This window comes from Streptomyces sp. NPDC059201, assembly GCF_042754585.1.
Classification (GTDB): domain Bacteria; phylum Actinomycetota; class Actinomycetes; order Streptomycetales; family Streptomycetaceae; genus Streptomyces.
Genome location: NZ_JBHZBB010000004.1, coordinates 388,435 through 405,813, shown reverse-complemented (window position 1 = coordinate 405,813; position 17,379 = coordinate 388,435). Strand labels below are relative to the sequence as shown.

Below are 17,379 nucleotides of genomic sequence, written 5' to 3'. Positions count from 1 at the left end.
CCCTTCGCCTACCACCTCTTGAAGCCGATGGCCAAGCCCCACGTTTTCCGGCCTCCGATGGAGTGACGCAGGTCACATAAGCGTCTCGTGAACGCGTGCACACGGACTCCGGGCGTCCACTTCCGTCCCGCCGACCCCTCGGGCGGGTGATCCGGATGCCTATATCACCCGGATGTGTCCACTGCCAATTTGCTTGTATGCGCCATGTCTTGATAGAGCGCCACCCACTCCGACCAGCGATTTCCGGTCCGAATGTCACACCTGGTGATCACCTGGGCGCTTCACGCGACAAGATCACCGCTCATCCGACTTCATGATCCTTCGTCAGGTGGCAGAGATCACAAATCCGTTGGTGACCCCCGTGTCGCAGATCACAGAGGGGCGGGCTTAAGATACGCGGACGTCAGGCTTGTGAACTGCCTCACATGTGGGCGATCTTCCTGGAGGTCGCCCCGGGGTTCGCGAGCCGGCAGTGCGGTCCAACGGTCAAGGACGACTGGAAGGAGCGAGGAGCGTGAATGCGTACGCGCCCATCCTCGTGCTCGGTGCCCTGGGTGCGGGGTTTGCGATCTTCTCCGTGGTCATGGCCACGCTAATCGGGCCAAAGCGGTACAACAGGGCAAAACTTGAGGCGTACGAGTGCGGTATCGAACCGACGCCGACTCCCGCCGGGGGAGGCCGCTTCCCGATCAAGTACTACCTGACGGCGATGCTCTTCATCATCTTCGATATCGAGATCGTCTTCCTCTATCCCTGGGCCGTCACCTTCGACGCCCTGGGGCTTTTCGGGCTCGTGGAGATGCTGCTCTTCGTGCTCACCGTCTTCGTCGCCTACGCGTACGTGTGGCGGCGCGGCGGCCTGGAATGGGACTGAGGGGCTGAGGAGCACCCATGGGACTCGAAGAGAAGCTGCCCAGCGGTTTCCTGCTGACCACCGTCGAGCAGGCCGCGGGCTGGGTCCGGAAGGCATCCGTCTTCCCCGCGACCTTCGGCCTCGCCTGCTGCGCCATCGAGATGATGACGACCGGCGCCGGCCGCTACGACCTCGCCCGCTTCGGCATGGAGGTCTTCCGCGGCTCCCCGCGGCAGGCCGACCTCATGATCGTCGCGGGCCGGGTCAGCCAGAAGATGGCGCCCGTCCTGCGGCAGGTCTACGACCAGATGCCCAACCCCAAGTGGGTCATCTCCATGGGCGTCTGCGCCTCCTCGGGCGGCATGTTCAACAACTACGCGATCGTGCAGGGCGTCGACCACATCGTGCCGGTCGACATCTACCTGCCCGGCTGCCCGCCGCGCCCGGAGATGCTGGTGGACGCGATCCTCAAGCTCCACCAGAAGATCCAGAGCTCCAAGCTCGGCGTGAACGCCGAGGAGGCGGCCCGCGAGGCGGAGGAGGCGGCGCTCAAGGCGCTGCCGACCATCGAGATGAAGGGTCTGCTCCGTTGAGCGACGAAACCCCGAACCCCGAGAAGGAGCTGAGCGAGCAGAACCTGCCCGGTCAGCGCGGAGAGCACGGGGAGGAGGTCCGGCTCCAGCGGGGCATGTTCGGCGCGAACAACGGCGGCGACACCTCCGGCTACGGCGGTCTCGTCCGCTCGATCCGCCTCCCCGGCCCCGCCACCCGCCCCTACGGCGGCTGGTTCGACGAGGTCGCGGACGAGCTCGAAGGCGCCCTGGAGGAGCAGGGGCTCGTCCCGGAGAACGCGATCGAGAAGACGGTCGTCGACCGCGGCGAACTCACCTTCCACATCGAGCGCGAGCACCTCGTCCGCGTCGCCCGCACCCTGCGCGACGACCCGGCGCTCCGCTTCGAGCTCTGCACCGGCGTCTCCGGCGTCCACTACCCGGGCGACAAGGGACGCGAGCTGCACGCCGTCTACCACCTGCGCTCGCTCACCCACGGACGGCTGATCCGGCTGGAGGTCTCGGCCCCCGACCACGACCCGCGGATCCCCTCGCTCACCGCCGTCTACCCGACGAACGACTGGCACGAGCGCGAGACGTACGACTTCTTCGGGATCGTCTTCGAAGGCCACCAGGCCCTCACCCGGATCATGATGCCGGACGACTGGCAGGGCCACCCGCAGCGCAAGGACTATCCGCTCGGCGGCATCGCCGTCGAGTACAAGGGCGCCCAGATCCCGGCTCCGGACCAGCGGAGGTCGTACTCGTGAACAGCACCGCGTCAAGCCCCCGCGAGACCACCGAGGGGACCGTCTACACGGTCACCGGCGGCGACTGGGACGAGGTCGTCCAGTCCGCGGCGAAGGCCGACGACGAGCGGATCGTCGTCAACATGGGCCCCCAGCACCCGTCCACCCACGGCGTGCTGCGGCTCATCCTGGAGATCGACGGCGAGACCGTCACCGAGGCCCGCTGCGGCATCGGCTACCTCCACACCGGCATCGAGAAGAACCTCGAGTACCGGACCTGGACGCAGGGCACCACCTTCGTCACGCGCATGGACTACCTCACCTCGTTCTACAACGAGACGGCGTACTGCCTCGGCGTGGAGAAGCTGCTCGGCATCACCGACGACATCCCCGACCGGGCCACCGTCATCCGGGTCCTCCTCATGGAGCTCAACCGGCTCTCCTCGCACCTGGTGTGCATCGCCACCGGCGGCATGGAGCTCGGCGCCACCACGATCATGATCTACGGCTTCCGGGACCGCGAGATGATCCTGGACCTGTACGAGCTGATCACCGGCCTGCGCATGAACCACGCCTACATCCGGCCCGGCGGCCTCGCCCAGGACCTCCCGCCCGGCGGCGTCGACGCCGTGCGCGAGTTCGTGAAGACCATGAAGAAGAACCTGCCGGAGTACGACAAGCTCGCCACCGGCAACCCCATCTTCAAGGCCCGCATGCAGGACGTCGGCCACCTCGACCTCACCGGCTGCATGGCCCTCGGCGCCACCGGACCGATCCTCCGGTCGGCCGGCCTCCCGCACGACCTGCGGAAGACCGACCCGTACTGCGGGTACGAGGAGTACGACTTCGAGGTCCCCACCGCCGACACCTGCGACGCCTACGGCCGCTTCCTCATCCGCCTGGAGGAGATGCGCCAGTCGCTGCGGATCGTCGAGCAGTGCCTCGACCGGCTCGAACCCGGCCCGGTCATGGTCGGCGACAAGAAGATCGCGTGGCCCGCGCAGCTCTCCCTCGGCCCCGACGGCCTCGGCAACTCGCCGGCCCACATCGCGAAGATCATGGGCACCTCCATGGAGGCCCTGATCCACCACTTCAAGCTGGTCACCGAGGGCTTCCGGGTCCCGGCCGGCCAGGCGTACGCGGCCGTCGAGTCCCCCAAGGGCGAACTCGGCGTGCACGTGGTCTCCGACGGCGGCACCCGCCCCTTCCGGGTCCACTTCCGCGACCCGTCCTTCACCAACCTCCAGGCCATGGCCGCGATGTGCGAGGGCGGCCAGGTCGCCGACGTCATCGTCGCCGTCGCCTCCATCGACCCCGTGATGGGAGGCGTCGACCGATGACGGAGAACGTCAGCCTCGGGATGCCCCAGCTTCCCGCCCCCGCCTACCCGGACGACGTCCGGGCCCGGCTGGAGGAGGACGCGAAGGCGATCATCGACCGCTACCCCGACTCCCGCTCCGCGCTCCTGCCGATGCTGCACCTCGTGCAGGCGGAGGAGGGCCACGTGACCCGTACCGGCATGCGGTTCTGCGCCGACACGCTCGGCCTGACCACGGCCGAGGTCACCGCCGTCGCCACCTTCTACTCGATGTACCGCCGCAAGCCGTCCGGCGACTACCAGGTCGGCGTCTGTACGAACACGCTCTGCGCGGTCATGGGCGGCGACGCCATCTTCGAGGAGCTCAAGGAGCACCTCGGCGTCGGCAACAACGAGACGACCGACGACGGCAAGATCACCCTTGAGCACATCGAGTGCAACGCGGCCTGCGACTTCGCGCCCGTCGTGATGGTCAACTGGGAGTTCTTCGACAACCAGACCCCCGAGTCGGCCAAGAAGATGGTCGACGACCTGCGCGAGGGCCGCACCGTCGAACCCACCCGCGGCGCCCCCCTCTGCACCTTCAAGGAGACCGCCCGGATCCTCGCCGGCTTCCCCGACGAGCGCCCCGGCGCCGTCGAGGCCACCGGCGGCGCCGGACCGGCCTCCCTCGTAGGGCTCCGCCTGGCCAAGGGCGAGACCCCCCACACCCGAATCGTCCACCCGCGCGGCGAGGCAGCCGGTCAGGAGGGAGCGTGATGACGTTGGCGGCCGAGATCAATTCCAGCAGTCCCGAGAAGCTGCTCTCCCCGGTCCTCTCCGCCTTCTGGGACCAGCCGGACTCCTGGACCCTGGAGACGTACGAGCGGCACGAGGGCTACCAGGGCCTGAGGCGGGCGCTCGCCATGAGCCCCGACGACCTCATCGCGTACGTGAAGGAGTCCGGCCTCCGCGGACGCGGCGGCGCCGGCTTCCCCACCGGCATGAAGTGGCAGTTCATCCCGCAGGGCGACGGCAAGCCCCACTACCTCGTCGTCAACGCCGACGAGTCCGAGCCCGGCACCTGCAAGGACATCCCCCTCCTCTTCGCCAACCCGCACTCCCTCATCGAGGGAATGATCATCGCCTGCTACGCGATCCGCTCCGAGCACGCGTTCATCTACCTCCGCGGCGAGGTCGTCCCCGTCCTGCGCCGCCTCCACGAGGCGGTCCGCGAGGCGTACGCCGCCGGCTACCTCGGCCGCGACATCCTAGGCAGCGGACTGAACCTCGAACTCACCGTGCACGCCGGCGCCGGCGCGTACATCTGCGGCGAGGAGACCGCCCTGCTCGACTCGCTCGAAGGGCGCCGCGGCCAGCCCCGGCTCCGGCCCCCCTTCCCCGCGGTCGCCGGCCTCTACGCCTGCCCCACCGTGGTGAACAACGTCGAGTCCATCGCCTCCGTTCCCGCGATCCTGAACCGCGGCAAGGAGTGGTTCACCTCCATGGGCAGCGAGAAGTCCCCCGGCTTCACGCTCTACTCGCTCTCCGGGCACGTCTCCTCGCCCGGCCAGTACGAGGCCCCCCTCGGCATCACCCTGCGCCAGCTCCTCGACATGAGCGGCGGGATGCGCCCCGGACACCGGCTCAAGTTCTGGACCCCCGGCGGCTCCTCCACCCCCATGTTCACCGACGAGCACCTCGACGTGCCGCTCGACTACGAGGGCGTCGGCGCCGCAGGATCCATGCTCGGCACCAAGGCGCTCCAGTGCTTCGACGAGACCACCTGCGTCGTCCGGGCCGTCACCCGCTGGACCGAGTTCTACGCCCACGAGTCCTGCGGCAAGTGCACCCCCTGCCGCGAGGGCACCTACTGGCTCGTCCAGCTGCTCCGCGACATCGAGGCCGGCGAAGGGGAGATGGCCGACCTCGACAAGCTCAACGACATCGCCGACAACATCAACGGCAAGTCGTTCTGCGCCCTCGGCGACGGCGCCGCCTCGCCGATCTTCTCCTCGCTCAAGTACTTCCGCGAGGAGTACGAACAGCACATCACGGGCAAGGGCTGCCCCTTCGACCCGGCCAAGTCGACCGCCTGGGCGGACAACCACAAGGAGGTGACCGCATGACCGTCACCGCGTCCACCCCGGCGGGCGGCGGAAGCCCGGCCGTGCCGCCGGAGGATCTCGTCACGCTGACCATCGACGGCGCCGAGATCTCCGTCCCCAAGGGGACCCTGGTCATCCGCGCCGCCGAACAGCTCGGCATCGAGATCCCCCGCTTCTGCGACCACCCCCTCCTCGACCCCGCCGGCGCCTGCCGCCAGTGCATCGTCGAGGTCGAGGGCCAGCGCAAGCCGATGGCCTCCTGCACCATCACCTGCACCGACGGCATGGTCGTCAAGTCGCAGCTGACCTCGCCCGTCGCCGAGAAGGCCCAGCACGGCGTGATGGAGCTGCTGCTCATCAACCACCCGCTGGACTGCCCGGTCTGCGACAAGGGCGGCGAGTGCCCGCTCCAGAACCAGGCCATGTCCCACGGACAGGCCGACACCCGCTTCGAGGGCGTCAAGCGCACCTACGAGAAGCCGGTGCCGATCTCCACCCAGGTGCTGCTCGACCGCGAGCGCTGCGTGCTCTGCGCCCGCTGCACCCGCTTCTCCAACCAGGTCGCCGGCGACCCGATGATCGAACTCATCGAGCGCGGCGCCCTCCAGCAGGTCGGCACCGGCGAGGGCGACCCCTTCGAGTCGTACTTCTCCGGCAACACCATCCAGATCTGCCCGGTCGGCGCGCTCACCTCGGCGGCGTACCGCTTCCGCTCCCGCCCCTTCGACCTGGTGTCGTCGCCCTCCGTCTGCGAGCACTGCGCCGGCGGCTGCGCCACCCGCACCGACCACCGGCGCGGCAAGGTCATGCGCCGCCTCGCGCAGGACGACCCCGCGGTCAACGAGGAGTGGATCTGCGACAAGGGCCGGTTCGGCTTCCGGTACGCGCAGCAGCGCGACCGGCTGACGACCCCCCTCGTACGGAACGCGGACGGGGTCCTCGCACCGGCCTCCTGGCCCGAGGCCCTGGAGGCCGCCGCCCGCGGTCTCGTCCGCGGCCGGACCGGCGTCCTCGCCGGCGGCCGGCTCACCGTCGAGGACGCCTACGCCTACGCCAAGTTCGCGCGCGTCGCCCTCGACACCAACGACGTCGACTTCCGGGCCCGGATCCACTCCGGCGAGGAGGCCGACTTCCTCGCCTCCACCGTCGCCGGACGCGGCCGCGACCTCGACGGCACGGGGATCACGTACACGACCCTCGAAGCCGCGCCGATGGTCCTGCTCGTCGGCCTGGAGTCCGAGGAGGAGGCCCCCGGCGTCTTCCTGCGGCTCCGCAAGGCATGGCGCAAGCACGGGCAGAAGACGTACGCCGTCGCCACCCACGCCACCCGCGGCCTGGAGAAGGCCGGCGGCACGCTGCTGCCGGCCGCCCCCGGCACCGAGACCGAGTGGCTCGACGCCCTCACCTCCCGGGTCGGCCTGGACACCACCGGCTGGGCCGCCTCCGAGGAGCTCCGCCGGGACGGCGCCGTCATCGCCGTCGGTGAGCGGCTCGCCTCGGTCCCCGGCGCGCTCACCGCCGCCCTGCGCGCCTCCGCCGCCACCGGCGCGACGCTCGTGTGGATCCCCCGCCGGGCCGGCGAGCGCGGCGCGATCGAGGCCGGCGCGCTGCCGAGCCTGCTGCCCGGCGGCCGGCCCGCGACCGACCCACGCGCGCGTGAGGAGGTCGCCGCCGCCTGGGGCGTCCGCGAACTCCCGCACGGCTACGGCCGCGACACCGGCCAGATGATCGAGGCGGCCGCGAGCGGCGAACTCGCCGGACTCCTCGTCGGCGGCGTCGACGTCGACGACCTGCCCGACCCGGCACGCGCGCGTGAGGCCCTCGACGCGGCCTTCGTCGTCTCCCTGGAGCTGCGCCCCGGCGCGGTCACCGAGCGCGCCGACGTCGTCCTGCCGGTCGCCGCCGTCGCCGAGAAGTCCGGCACCTTCCTCAACTGGGAAGGCCGGGCCCGGATGTTCGAGGCGGCGCTCAAGCCCGAGCAGCTGACGAGGGCGCTCGCCCCGACCGACGCGCGCGTGCTCCACATGCTCGCCGACGCCATGGACGCCCACCTCGCCCTGCCCGACCTCAAGGCGGCCCGTCGCGAGCTGGACCGGCTCGGCCGGTGGACCGAGGAGCGGGCCTCCGAGCCCACCGCGCACGCCGTCCCGGCCCCCCGGCCCGGCGACGACGAGGCCGTCCTCGCCGGCCACCGGCTGCTGCTCGACCTCGGCCGCCTCCAGGAGGGCGACACGGCCCTGGCCGGCACCCGCCACGCGGCGGTCGCCCGGCTCTCCGCCGCCACCGCCGCCGACACCGGCGTCAAGAACGGCGACCTCCTGGAGGTCACCGGCCCCACCGGCTCCGTCGCCCTCCCGCTCCAGGTCACCGACATGCCCGACCGCGTCGTCTGGCTCCCGCTGAACTCGGACGGCCACGGCGTCCTGGCCGACACCGGCGCCCACCCCGGCACCCTGGTCCGCATCGGCCCCGCCACCCCGAAGGAGGCGCAGGCGTGAACACGCTTCTCGCTGCCGAGGACCTCTCCCTGTTCGGGACGGACCCCTGGTGGCTCGTCGCGGTCAAGGCCGTCTTCTGCTTCGCGTTCCTGATGGTCACCGTGCTCTTCTCCATCGTGTGGGAGCGCAAGGTCGTCGCCTGGATGCAGCTGCGCATCGGCCCCAACCGGCACGGCCCCTGGGGCCTCCTCCAGTCCCTCGCGGACGGCATCAAGCTGATGCTGAAGGAGGATGTGATCGTCAAGCGGGCCGACAAGGTCGTCTACGTCCTGGCCCCGATCGTCGCCGCCATCCCCGCCTTCATGGCGATCGCCGTGATCCCCTTCGGCCCGGCCGGCAACGAGGTGTCGATCTTCGGCCAGCGCACCACGATGCAGCTCACCGACCTGCCGATCGCGATGCTCTACATCCTCGCGGTCGCCTCCGTCGGCATCTACGGCATCGTGCTCGCCGGCTGGTCGTCCGGCTCCACGTACCCGCTCCTCGGCGGCCTGCGCTCCTGCGCGCAGATGATCTCGTACGAGATCGCCATGGGCGCGGCCTTCGCCTCGGTCTTCCTCTACTCCGGCTCGATGTCGACCTCGGCGATCGTCGAGGCGCAGCAGGACCGCTGGTTCATCGTCCTGCTGCCGGTCTCCTTCCTCATCTACATCGTGACGATGGTCGGCGAGACGAACCGCGCCCCCTTCGACATGCCGGAGTCCGAGGGCGACCTCGTCGGCGGCTTCAACACCGAGTACTCGTCCATCAAGTTCGCGATGTTCATGCTCGCCGAGTACGTGAACATGGTGACGGTCTCCGCGGTGTCGGTGACCCTCTTCCTGGGCGGCTGGCGGGCCCCGTACCCGGTCTCCACCTTCTGGGAGGGCGCCAACCACGGCTGGTGGCCGATGCTGTGGTTCGTCCTCAAGGTGCAGCTGCTGCTCTTCTTCTTCATCTGGCTCCGCGGCACCCTGCCACGCGTCCGCTACGACCAGCTGATGAAGCTCGGCTGGAAGGTGCTCATCCCGGTCTCGGTGGTCTGGCTGATGCTGGTCGCCACCGTCCGGGCGCTGCGCAACGAGAACATCGCCTTCACCAACATCGTGCTGTACGTGGCCGGCGCCATCCTGGCCGTGCTGCTGCTCTCCTTCCTCGCCGACTTCTTCCGCGACCGGAAGAAGGAGGAGGCGGCCGGGCCCGGCGCGGAGGGCGCCTTCGACCCGATGGCCGGCGGCTTCCCCGTACCGCCCAAGCCAGGACAGTCCCTGCCGCCCGTGCCCCGGCGCGGGTCCCGACACCAGCGGGACCTCGTTGTCAGTGGTGGCCCCGATACTGCTACTGAGAGTGACGAAAGGGGGACGGATCGTGTCTGACTTCCAGAATCCGGTGGCCGGCTTCGGCGTGACCTTCAAGGCCATGTTCAAGAAGCGGCTGACCGAGCAGTACCCGGAGCAGAAGAAGACGACGGCACCCCGCTTCCACGGCCGGCACCAGCTCAACCGCCACCCGGACGGCCTGGAGAAGTGCGTCGGCTGCGAGCTGTGCGCCTGGGCCTGTCCCGCCGACGCCATCTACGTGGAGGGCGCGGACAACACGGAGGAGGAGCGCTACTCGCCCGGCGAGCGGTACGGCCGCGTCTACCAGATCAACTACGCCCGCTGCATCCTGTGCGGGCTGTGCATCGAGGCGTGCCCCACGCGCGCGCTGACGATGACCAACGAGTTCGAGCTGGCCGACTCCTCCCGCGAGAACCTGATCTACACCAAGGAGCAGTTGCTCGCGGGGCTCGAGGACCGCATGGTCGACACCCCGCACGCGATCTTCCCCGGCATGACCGAGCAGGACTACTACCGGGGCCTCGTCGTCGAGGCCGCGCCCGGGACGGTCCGTCAGGTCGCCGTGTCCAAGGGGGAGACGCCGGACCAGGAGGGGGCGGACGCATGATGCTCGCGGCCTACGCGACCTCCACGGGCGAGGCGTTCCAGTTCTGGGTGCTCGGCACCGTCGCCGTCATCGGCGCGCTGTGCACCATCCTTATGAAGAAGGCCGTGCACTCGGCCCTCTGCCTGGCCGGCACGATGATCGTCCTCGCGGTCTTCTACCTGGCCAACGGCGCGTACTTCCTCGGCATCGTGCAGATCGTCGTCTACACCGGCGCGATCATGATGCTCTTCCTCTTCGTCGTCATGCTGGTCGGTGTCACGGCCGCGGACTCGCTGAAGGAGACCATCAAGGGCCAGCGCTGGTGGGCCGCCGCCTGCGGCCTCGGCTTCGGCGTCCTGCTCTTCGCCGGGATCGGGAACGCGGCGCTGACCGAGTTCGCCGGCCTCGGCGCGGCGAACGCCGCGCACGGGGGGAACGTGGAGGGCCTGGCGGCCCTCATCTTCACCAAGTACGTCTTCGCCTTCGAGATCACCGGCGCCCTGCTGATCACCGCCGCCGTCGGCGCGATGGTCCTCACCCACCGGGAGCGCACCGAGCGGGCCCGGACCCAGCGCGAGCTGGCCGAGCAGCGCGTGCGCGAGGGCAAGCACCTGCCGCCGCTGCCCGCCCCCGGCGTCTACGCCCGGCACAACGCGGTGGACGTCCCGGGTCTGCTGCCCGACGGCACCCCGTCCGAGCTCACCGTCATCTCGACCCTGCGCAAGCGGGGCCAGGTGCGGGACGTGTCGGCGGAGGCGATCGCCGATCTCAAGGCCCTGGAGCAGCGCTCCTCGGAGCGGCTGGGCCGCGACCGGGACGAGACGCGTGACGGAGAGGAGGCCCCGCGGTGAATCCCGTCAACTACCTCTACCTCGCCGCCCTGCTGTTCACCATCGGTGCGGTCGGCGTGCTGATCCGGCGGAACGCGATCGTGGTCTTCATGTGCGTGGAGCTGATGCTCAACGCCTGCAACCTCGCGTTCGTCACCTTCTCCCGCATGCACGGCAACCTCGACGGCCAGATCATCGCCTTCTTCACGATGGTCGTGGCCGCCGCGGAGGTCGTCGTCGGGCTCGCGATCATCGTGTCCGTCTTCCGATCCCGCCATTCGGCCTCGGTCGACGACGCCAGCCTGATGAAGCTGTGAGGGGCTGAACCGTGGACAACCTGATTGCGCTGCTCATCGCGGCGCCCCTGCTCGGAGCGGCCGTCCTGCTGTGCGGCGGCCGCCGGCTCGACAAGGCCGGGCACTGGCTCGGCACGCTCCTCGCGGCCGTCTCCTTCGTCATCGGTCTCGCGCTCTTCGCCGACATGCTCGGCCGGAGCGCCGACGACCGGGCGATGCACCAGCACCTCATCACCTGGATCCCCGTCGAGGGCTTCCAGGCGGACATCGCCTTCCAGCTCGACCAGCTGTCGATGACCTTCGTGCTGCTGATCAGCGGGGTGGGCACGCTCATCCACGTGTACTCGATCGGGTACATGGAGCACGACGAGCGGCGCCGCCGCTTCTTCGGCTACCTGAACCTGTTCGTCGCGGCGATGCTGCTGCTGGTCCTCGCGGACAACTACCTGCTGCTGTACTTCGGCTGGGAGGGCGTCGGCCTCGCCTCGTACCTCCTGATCGGCTTCTGGCAGCACAAGCCCAGCGCGGCCACCGCCGCGAAGAAGGCGTTCCTGGTCAACCGGGTCGGCGACATGGGCCTGTCGATCGCCATCATGATCATGTTCACCACCTTCGGCACCTTCGCCTTCGGGCCGGTCCTCGCGTCGACGGGGGAGACCTCGGAGGGCACGCTGACGGCGATCGGCCTGATGCTGCTCCTCGCGGCCTGCGGCAAGTCGGCCCAGGTGCCGCTCCAGTCCTGGCTCGGGGACGCGATGGAGGGCCCGACCCCGGTCTCGGCCCTCATCCACGCCGCGACCATGGTCACCGCCGGTGTCTATCTGATCGTGCGCTCCGCCGACATCTTCAACGCCTCCCCGGACGCGCAGCTCGTCGTCACCATCGTCGGCGCGGTCACGCTGCTCTTCGGTGCGATCGTCGGTTGCGCGAAGGACGACATCAAGAAGGCCCTCGCCGGGTCGACGATGTCGCAGATCGGCTACATGATCCTGGCGGCCGGCCTCGGCCCGATCGGCTACGTCTTCGCGATCATGCACCTGGTGACGCACGGCTTCTTCAAGGCCGGGCTGTTCCTCGGGGCCGGTTCGGTCATGCACGGCATGAACGACGAGGTCGACATGCGGAAGTACGGCGGCCTGCGCACGTACATGCCGGTCACCTTCATCACCTTCGGCCTCGGCTACCTCGCCATCATCGGCTTCCCGGGCCTGTCCGGCTTCTTCTCCAAGGACATGATCATCGAGGCGGCCTTCGCCAAGGGCGGCACCGAGGGCTGGATCCTTGGCTCCGTCACCCTCCTGGGCGCCGCCATCACCGCGTACTACATGACGCGCGTGATGCTGATGACCTTCTTCGGCGAGAAGCGCTGGCAGCCCGACGAGAAGGGCGAGCTGCCGCACCCGCACGAGTCGCCGAAGTCCATGACGGTCCCGATGATCCTGCTGGCGTTCGGCTCGGTCTTCGCGGGCGGGATCTTCGGCATCGGCGACCGGTTCGTGAACTGGCTGAAGCCCGTCACCGACTACGAGCACGGCCACCCGCCGATCAGCGCCGCGGCCGTCACGACCGCCACCGTCGCCGTCATGGTGATCGGCGTCGCCCTGGCCTACCTCCAGTACGGGCGCCGCCCGGTGCCGGTGGTCGCCCCGCGCGGCTCGCTGCTCACCCGGGCCGCCCGCCGCGACCTGCTCCAGGACGACTTCAACCACGCGGTCTTCGTCACCGGCGGCACCCACCTGACCCGCTCGCTGGTCTACGTCGACCACAGCCTCGTGGACGGCGTGGTCAACGGCACGGCGGCCGGTGTCGGCGGGCTCTCCGGCCGGCTGCGCAAGCTCCAGAACGGCCACGTCCGCTCGTACGCGGTCTCCATGTTCGGCGGTACGGCGGTCCTCATCGCCGCGACCCTGCTGATGAGGGCGGTGTAACTGTCATGTCCTTCCCGCTCCTTACGGCGACGGCAGCGGTGCCGGCGGTCGGTGCGATCCTCACCGCCGCCGTGCCCGCCGCCCGCCGCACCACCGCCAAGTGGCTGGCGCTGATCGTCTCGCTGGTCACGCTGGTGCTCGCCGGGCTCGTCTTCGCCCGCTTCGAGCCGGGCGGCGACCGCTACCAGCTCGTCGAGTCCCACTCCTGGATCCGGGACTTCGGCGTCCGGTACGAGCTGGGCGTGGACGGCATCGGGGTCGCGCTGATCGCGCTGACCGCGCTGCTGATCCCGTTCATCATCCTGGCCGGCTGGCACGACGCAGACCCCCTGGAGACCTCCTCCAAGCGGTGGCGCCCGACGCAGGGCTTCTTCGCCCTGATCCTCATGGTCGAGGCGATGGTGATCCTCTCCTTCGAGGCCACCGACGTCTTCCTCTTCTACATCCTCTTCGAAGCCATGCTCATCCCGATGTACTTCCTCATCGGCGGCTTCGGCGACCGCGCGCACAGCGGCACCGACGAGAACGCGGCGGCGCAGCGCTCGTACGCCGCGGTCAAGTTCCTGCTCTACAACCTGGTCGGCGGCCTGATCATGCTGGCCGCGGTCATCGGGCTCTACGTGGTCGCGGGGAACTTCTCGCTCACCGAGATCGCCGAGGCGCGGGCCAACGGCTCGCTGGAGATGGCGTCCTCCACGGAGAAGTGGCTCTTCCTCGGCTTCTTCTTCGCCTTCGCGGTGAAGGCGCCGCTGTGGCCGCTGCACACCTGGCTGCCGAACGCGATGGGGGAGGCGACCGCCCCGGTCGCCGTCCTCATCACCGCGGTCGTCGACAAGGTCGGCACCTTCGCGATGCTCCGCTTCTGCCTCGGCCTCTTCCCCGAGGCGAGCAAGTGGGCCACCCCGGCGATCATCGTCCTGGCGCTCATCAGCATCGTGTACGGGGCGCTGGTCGCCGTCGGCCAGCGGGACATCAAGCGGCTGGTCGCCTACGCGTCGATCTCCCACTTCGGCTTCATCGTCCTGGGCATCTTCGCGATGACCAGCCAGGGCCAGTCGGGCGCCACGCTCTACATGGTCAACCACGGCATCTCCACCGCCGCCCTGATGCTGGTCGCCGGCTTCCTGATCTCCCGGCGCGGCTCGCGGCTCATGGCGGACTACGGCGGTGTGCAGAAGGTCGCGCCGGTCCTCGCCGGCACCTTCCTCGTGGGCGGTCTGGCGACGCTGTCACTGCCCGGACTCGCCCCGTTCGTCAGTGAGTTCCTGGTCCTGGTGGGCACCTTCGCCCGCTACCCGGTGGCCGGGATCGTCGCCACCACCGGCATCGTCCTCGCCGCGCTCTACGTCCTCGTCCTCTACCAGCGGACGATGACCGGGCCGGTGAAGGAGGAGGTCCGCGCGATGCCCGACCTGCGGCCGCGCGAGCTCGCGGTGGTCGCCCCGCTCATCGCCGTCCTGCTCTTCCTCGGCGTCTTCCCGAAGCCGCTGACGGACGTGGTCAACCCGGCCGTCCGGCACACGATGTCGGACGTGCAGCGGACGGACCCCCAGCCCGAAGTTCCCGTCCAGAACGTGGAGGCGGCCAAGTGAACGCCCTCGCTGTCCACAGCCTGTGGACGACGGCCGCCGAGCCGCTGAACAAGATCCCGGCACCGAAGATCGAGTACACCCAGCTCGCGCCGGTGCTGATCGTGGTCGGCGCGGCCATCATCAGCGTCCTCCTTGAGGCATTCGTGCCCCGCAAGGGCCGCTACCTCAGCCAGGTCTTCCTCTCGGTCCTGGCCCTCGCGGCCTCCTTCGCCGCCGTCGTCGGCCTCGCGGCCGGCGGCTACGGCACCACCAAGGCCGGCATCGCGGCCATGGGCGCGATCGCCGTCGACGGACCGGCCCTGTTCCTCCAGGGCACGATCCTGCTCGCCTCGATCGTCGCGATCCTCACCTTCGCCGAGCGCAGGCTCGACCCGGCCGACCACGGCCACAAGGTCGACTCCTTCGCCGCCGAGGCCGCCGCCGTCCCGGGCGGCGACCACGAGAAGGCCGCCGTCAAGGCGGGCTTCACCACCACCGAGGTCTTCCCGATCGCGCTCTTCGCGGTCGCCGGCATGCTGGTCTTCCCCGCCGCCAACGACCTCCTGACCCTCTTCATCGCGCTGGAGGTCTTCTCCCTCCCGCTGTACCTGCTCTGCGCCCTCGCCCGCCGCAAGCGGCTGCTGTCGCAGGAGTCGGCCGTCAAGTACTTCCTGCTCGGCGCCTTCTCCTCGGCCTTCCTGCTCTTCGGGATCGCCCTGATCTACGGCTACGCGGGCTCCGTCTCGTACGCCACCATCGCCGGGGTCGTCGACGGCTCGGTCGGCTCGGTGAACCCGGCGCTCGCCGAGACCATGGGGAACGACGCGCTGCTGCTCATCGGCTTCGCGCTGATCCTCACCGGCCTGCTCTTCAAGGTCGGCGCCGTCCCCTTCCACATGTGGACCCCGGACGTCTACCAGGGTGCCCCGACCCCGGTGACCGGCTTCATGGCCGCCGCCACCAAGGTCGCCGCCTTCGGCGCGCTGCTCCGCCTGCTGTACGTCGTCCTCCCGGGCCTCACCTGGGACTGGCGACCGGTCATGTGGGGCGTCGCGATCCTCACGATGCTGGGCGGCGCGGTCGTCGCGATCACCCAGACCGACATCAAGCGCCTGCTGGCGTACTCGTCGATCGCGCACGCGGGCTTCCTGCTCGCGGGCGTCATCGCCGCCACGCCCAGCGGCATCTCGTCCGTCCTCTTCTACCTGGGCGCCTACTCCTTCGTGACGATCGGCGCCTTCGCCGTCGTCACCCTGGTGCGGGACGCGGGCGGCGAGGCCACCCACCTCTCCAAGTGGGCGGGCCTGGGCCGCCGTTCGCCGCTCGTCGCGGCCGTCTTCGCGGTCTTCCTGCTGGCCTTCGCCGGCATCCCGCTGACCTCCGGATTCTCCGGCAAGTTCGCGGTCTTCAAGGCGGCGGCGGAGGGCGGCGCGGGCGCGCTCGTGGTGGTCGGCGTCATCGCCTCGGCGGTGGCGGCCTTCTTCTACATCCGGGTGATCGTGCTGATGTTCTTCAGCGAGCCGAAGGCGGACGGCCCCACGGTCGCCGTGCCCTCGATCCTGACGACCCTCACCATCACGGCAGGCGTCGTCGTCACCCTGGTCCTCGGCCTCGCACCCCAGTACTTCCTGGACCTGGCGAGCCAGGCGAGCGTCTTCGTCCGGTAAAACCACGAAAGGACCACGAAGCGAGCAGGGCCCGGCTCGGGGGCGAGCCGGGCCCTTCCGCGTGCCCGGGGGCGCCCCCCGGTCCTCCTGACAGGCGGCGGTCCGCGTGGGATCGTGAACGGACCGAATGGTCTGTACCTGTTGAGGAGGCGGCTCGTGCGTGGGACGACGGTCTTACCCGGGGTGCCCTGTGAGGCGGTGCGGGACGGGGAGCCGCCGGTGCATCGGCTGGAGTTGCGGTTGCCGGAGCAGGTGCCGTTCGCCGCCGGGGGGTTCGACGCGATGGGGCCGATGTCGCGGGCCGACTATCCGCATCGGCATACGTTCTACGAGATCGTGCACGTCGTCGAGGGCAGCGGGGTGCATGTGATCGACGCCGAGCGGTACGACGTGCGGCCGCCGCAGCTCGGGGTGATCCTGCCGGGGCAGGTGCACCGGTGGGAGGGGGTGCGGGGGCTGGAGGGGTCGCTGGTGCTGTTCACGCCGGAGTTCCTGGTGGGCGGGGCCGGGGACGAGGAGCTGCTGCGGCGGCTCGGGGAGCGGCCGTGGGTGGATCTGGACGACGCCGCGCACGAGCGGACCTCGTTGTTGATGGGGGAGCTGGCGGAGGAGTACCGGAGCGGGGACGACGGGTTCGCGGGGGTGCTGCGGTCGTTGCTGCACGTGCTGCTCGTACGGGCCGCGCGGGTGCCGGGGGGCGGGGCCGGGGGCGGGGTCGGGCCGGCCGTGCGGGGGGTCGCCGGGGAGTTCCTGCGGATCGCCGGTCCCGGCGCCGCCGAAGGGCTCTCCGTACGGGCGTGTGCCGAGCGGCTGGGGGTCACCCCGGGGTATCTGAACGAGGTCGTACGGGGCGCCACCGGGCGGACGCCGGCCGCGCTGCTGCGGGAGGCGCGGGTGCGGGAGGCGCAGCGGCTGCTGGTGGCGACCTCGCTGTCGGTGCGGCAGGTGGGCGCGCGGGTGGGGTTCGAGGATCCGGCCTATTTCTGCCGGTTCTTCCGGCGGGAGGTCGGGCGCAGCCCGGGGGACTTTCGAAAACACCACGACCGCCCCGTTCCGTCCATCGAACCGGGCTCCGCGCCCGCCTAGGTTCGTGCCGATCCCAGCCCCCACCTGAGGAGCCAGGCAC

15 protein-coding genes are annotated in these 17,379 nt (G+C 70.0%); all 15 read left to right on the top strand.

Going from position 1 to position 17,379, the window contains the following annotated elements; genetic code table 11:
* The first annotated feature begins 514 nt into the window (after positions 1–514).
* The 15 genes from ACFXMG_RS16280 (at position 515) to ACFXMG_RS16210 (ending at position 17,339) form a co-directional block, all read left to right on the top strand.
* Positions 515–874: an NADH-quinone oxidoreductase subunit A gene (locus ACFXMG_RS16280; RefSeq protein WP_007490928.1), complete on the top strand. Its 360-nt coding sequence runs from the start codon at positions 515–517 to the stop codon at positions 872–874.
* Between the two features lie 17 nt (positions 875–891).
* Complete coding sequence (locus ACFXMG_RS16275) at positions 892–1,446, top strand: NADH-quinone oxidoreductase subunit B family protein (protein WP_030758424.1); 555 nt, start codon at positions 892–894, stop codon at positions 1,444–1,446.
* Positions 1,443–2,174 carry an NADH-quinone oxidoreductase subunit C gene (locus tag ACFXMG_RS16270; protein ID WP_383827120.1) on the top strand — a complete coding sequence of 244 codons (732 nt, stop codon included), beginning with the start codon at positions 1,443–1,445 and terminating at the stop codon, positions 2,172–2,174. The genes ACFXMG_RS16275 and ACFXMG_RS16270 overlap by 4 nt, the downstream gene beginning before the upstream one ends.
* Positions 2,171–3,493: an NADH-quinone oxidoreductase subunit D gene (locus tag ACFXMG_RS16265; RefSeq protein WP_383827122.1), complete on the top strand. Its 1,323-nt coding sequence runs from the start codon at positions 2,171–2,173 to the stop codon at positions 3,491–3,493. Before ACFXMG_RS16270 ends, ACFXMG_RS16265 begins: the two co-directional genes overlap by 4 nt.
* A complete protein-coding gene (gene nuoE / locus ACFXMG_RS16260; RefSeq protein WP_383827125.1) occupies positions 3,490–4,230 on the top strand; it encodes an NADH-quinone oxidoreductase subunit NuoE in 741 nt (246 codons plus the stop codon). The genes ACFXMG_RS16265 and nuoE overlap by 4 nt, the downstream gene beginning before the upstream one ends.
* On the top strand, positions 4,230–5,579 hold the full coding sequence (nuoF, locus tag ACFXMG_RS16255) for an NADH-quinone oxidoreductase subunit NuoF (protein WP_383827220.1): 1,350 nt from the start codon (positions 4,230–4,232) through the stop codon (positions 5,577–5,579). The genes nuoE and nuoF overlap by 1 nt, the downstream gene beginning before the upstream one ends.
* The gene (locus ACFXMG_RS16250; RefSeq protein WP_383827128.1) at positions 5,576–8,056 is read left to right on the top strand and encodes an NADH-quinone oxidoreductase subunit G; all 2,481 of its coding nucleotides are present in this window, start codon (positions 5,576–5,578) and stop codon (positions 8,054–8,056) included. Before nuoF ends, ACFXMG_RS16250 begins: the two co-directional genes overlap by 4 nt.
* Positions 8,053–9,411, top strand: a complete 1,359-nt coding sequence (gene nuoH / locus ACFXMG_RS16245; protein ID WP_383827130.1) for an NADH-quinone oxidoreductase subunit NuoH — start codon at positions 8,053–8,055, stop codon at positions 9,409–9,411. The genes ACFXMG_RS16250 and nuoH overlap by 4 nt, the downstream gene beginning before the upstream one ends.
* Positions 9,404–9,982 (top strand): NADH-quinone oxidoreductase subunit NuoI, encoded by a 579-nt coding sequence (nuoI, locus tag ACFXMG_RS16240; protein WP_383827134.1) that lies wholly within the window; start codon positions 9,404–9,406, stop codon positions 9,980–9,982. The genes nuoH and nuoI overlap by 8 nt, the downstream gene beginning before the upstream one ends.
* A complete protein-coding gene (locus tag ACFXMG_RS16235) occupies positions 9,979–10,812 on the top strand; it encodes an NADH-quinone oxidoreductase subunit J (RefSeq protein ID WP_383827137.1) in 834 nt (277 codons plus the stop codon). Before nuoI ends, ACFXMG_RS16235 begins: the two co-directional genes overlap by 4 nt.
* Positions 10,809–11,108 (top strand): NADH-quinone oxidoreductase subunit NuoK, encoded by a 300-nt coding sequence (nuoK, locus tag ACFXMG_RS16230; protein WP_043227770.1) that lies wholly within the window; start codon positions 10,809–10,811, stop codon positions 11,106–11,108. The genes ACFXMG_RS16235 and nuoK overlap by 4 nt, the downstream gene beginning before the upstream one ends.
* 11 nt (positions 11,109–11,119) lie before the next feature.
* The gene (gene nuoL, locus ACFXMG_RS16225) at positions 11,120–13,015 is read left to right on the top strand and encodes an NADH-quinone oxidoreductase subunit L (RefSeq protein WP_383827142.1); all 1,896 of its coding nucleotides are present in this window, start codon (positions 11,120–11,122) and stop codon (positions 13,013–13,015) included.
* A 5-nt stretch (positions 13,016–13,020) separates the two neighbouring features.
* A complete protein-coding gene (locus ACFXMG_RS16220; protein ID WP_383827145.1) occupies positions 13,021–14,607 on the top strand; it encodes an NADH-quinone oxidoreductase subunit M in 1,587 nt (528 codons plus the stop codon).
* A complete protein-coding gene (gene nuoN / locus ACFXMG_RS16215; protein ID WP_383827148.1) occupies positions 14,604–16,253 on the top strand; it encodes an NADH-quinone oxidoreductase subunit NuoN in 1,650 nt (549 codons plus the stop codon). Before ACFXMG_RS16220 ends, nuoN begins: the two co-directional genes overlap by 4 nt.
* Positions 16,254–16,409: 156 nt before the next feature.
* Entirely contained in the window at positions 16,410–17,339 is a 930-nt protein-coding gene (locus ACFXMG_RS16210; RefSeq protein WP_383827151.1) for an AraC family transcriptional regulator, read from the top strand.
* Positions 17,340–17,379: the final 40 nt, after the last annotated feature.

Excerpts from the sequence above, each read along its gene's own strand:
- ACFXMG_RS16275 (WP_030758424.1), top strand. The coding sequence starts at position 892 with ATGGGACTCGAAGAGAAGCTGCCCAGCGGTTTCCTGCTGACCACCGTC.
- nuoE (WP_383827125.1), top strand. The coding sequence starts at position 3,490 with ATGACGGAGAACGTCAGCCTCGGGATGCCCCAGCTTCCCGCCCCCGCC.
- nuoF (WP_383827220.1), top strand. The coding sequence starts at position 4,230 with ATGACGTTGGCGGCCGAGATCAATTCCAGCAGTCCCGAGAAGCTGCTC.
- ACFXMG_RS16250 (WP_383827128.1), top strand. The coding sequence starts at position 5,576 with ATGACCGTCACCGCGTCCACCCCGGCGGGCGGCGGAAGCCCGGCCGTG.
- ACFXMG_RS16235 (WP_383827137.1), top strand. The coding sequence starts at position 9,979 with ATGATGCTCGCGGCCTACGCGACCTCCACGGGCGAGGCGTTCCAGTTC.
- ACFXMG_RS16220 (WP_383827145.1), top strand. The coding sequence starts at position 13,021 with ATGTCCTTCCCGCTCCTTACGGCGACGGCAGCGGTGCCGGCGGTCGGT.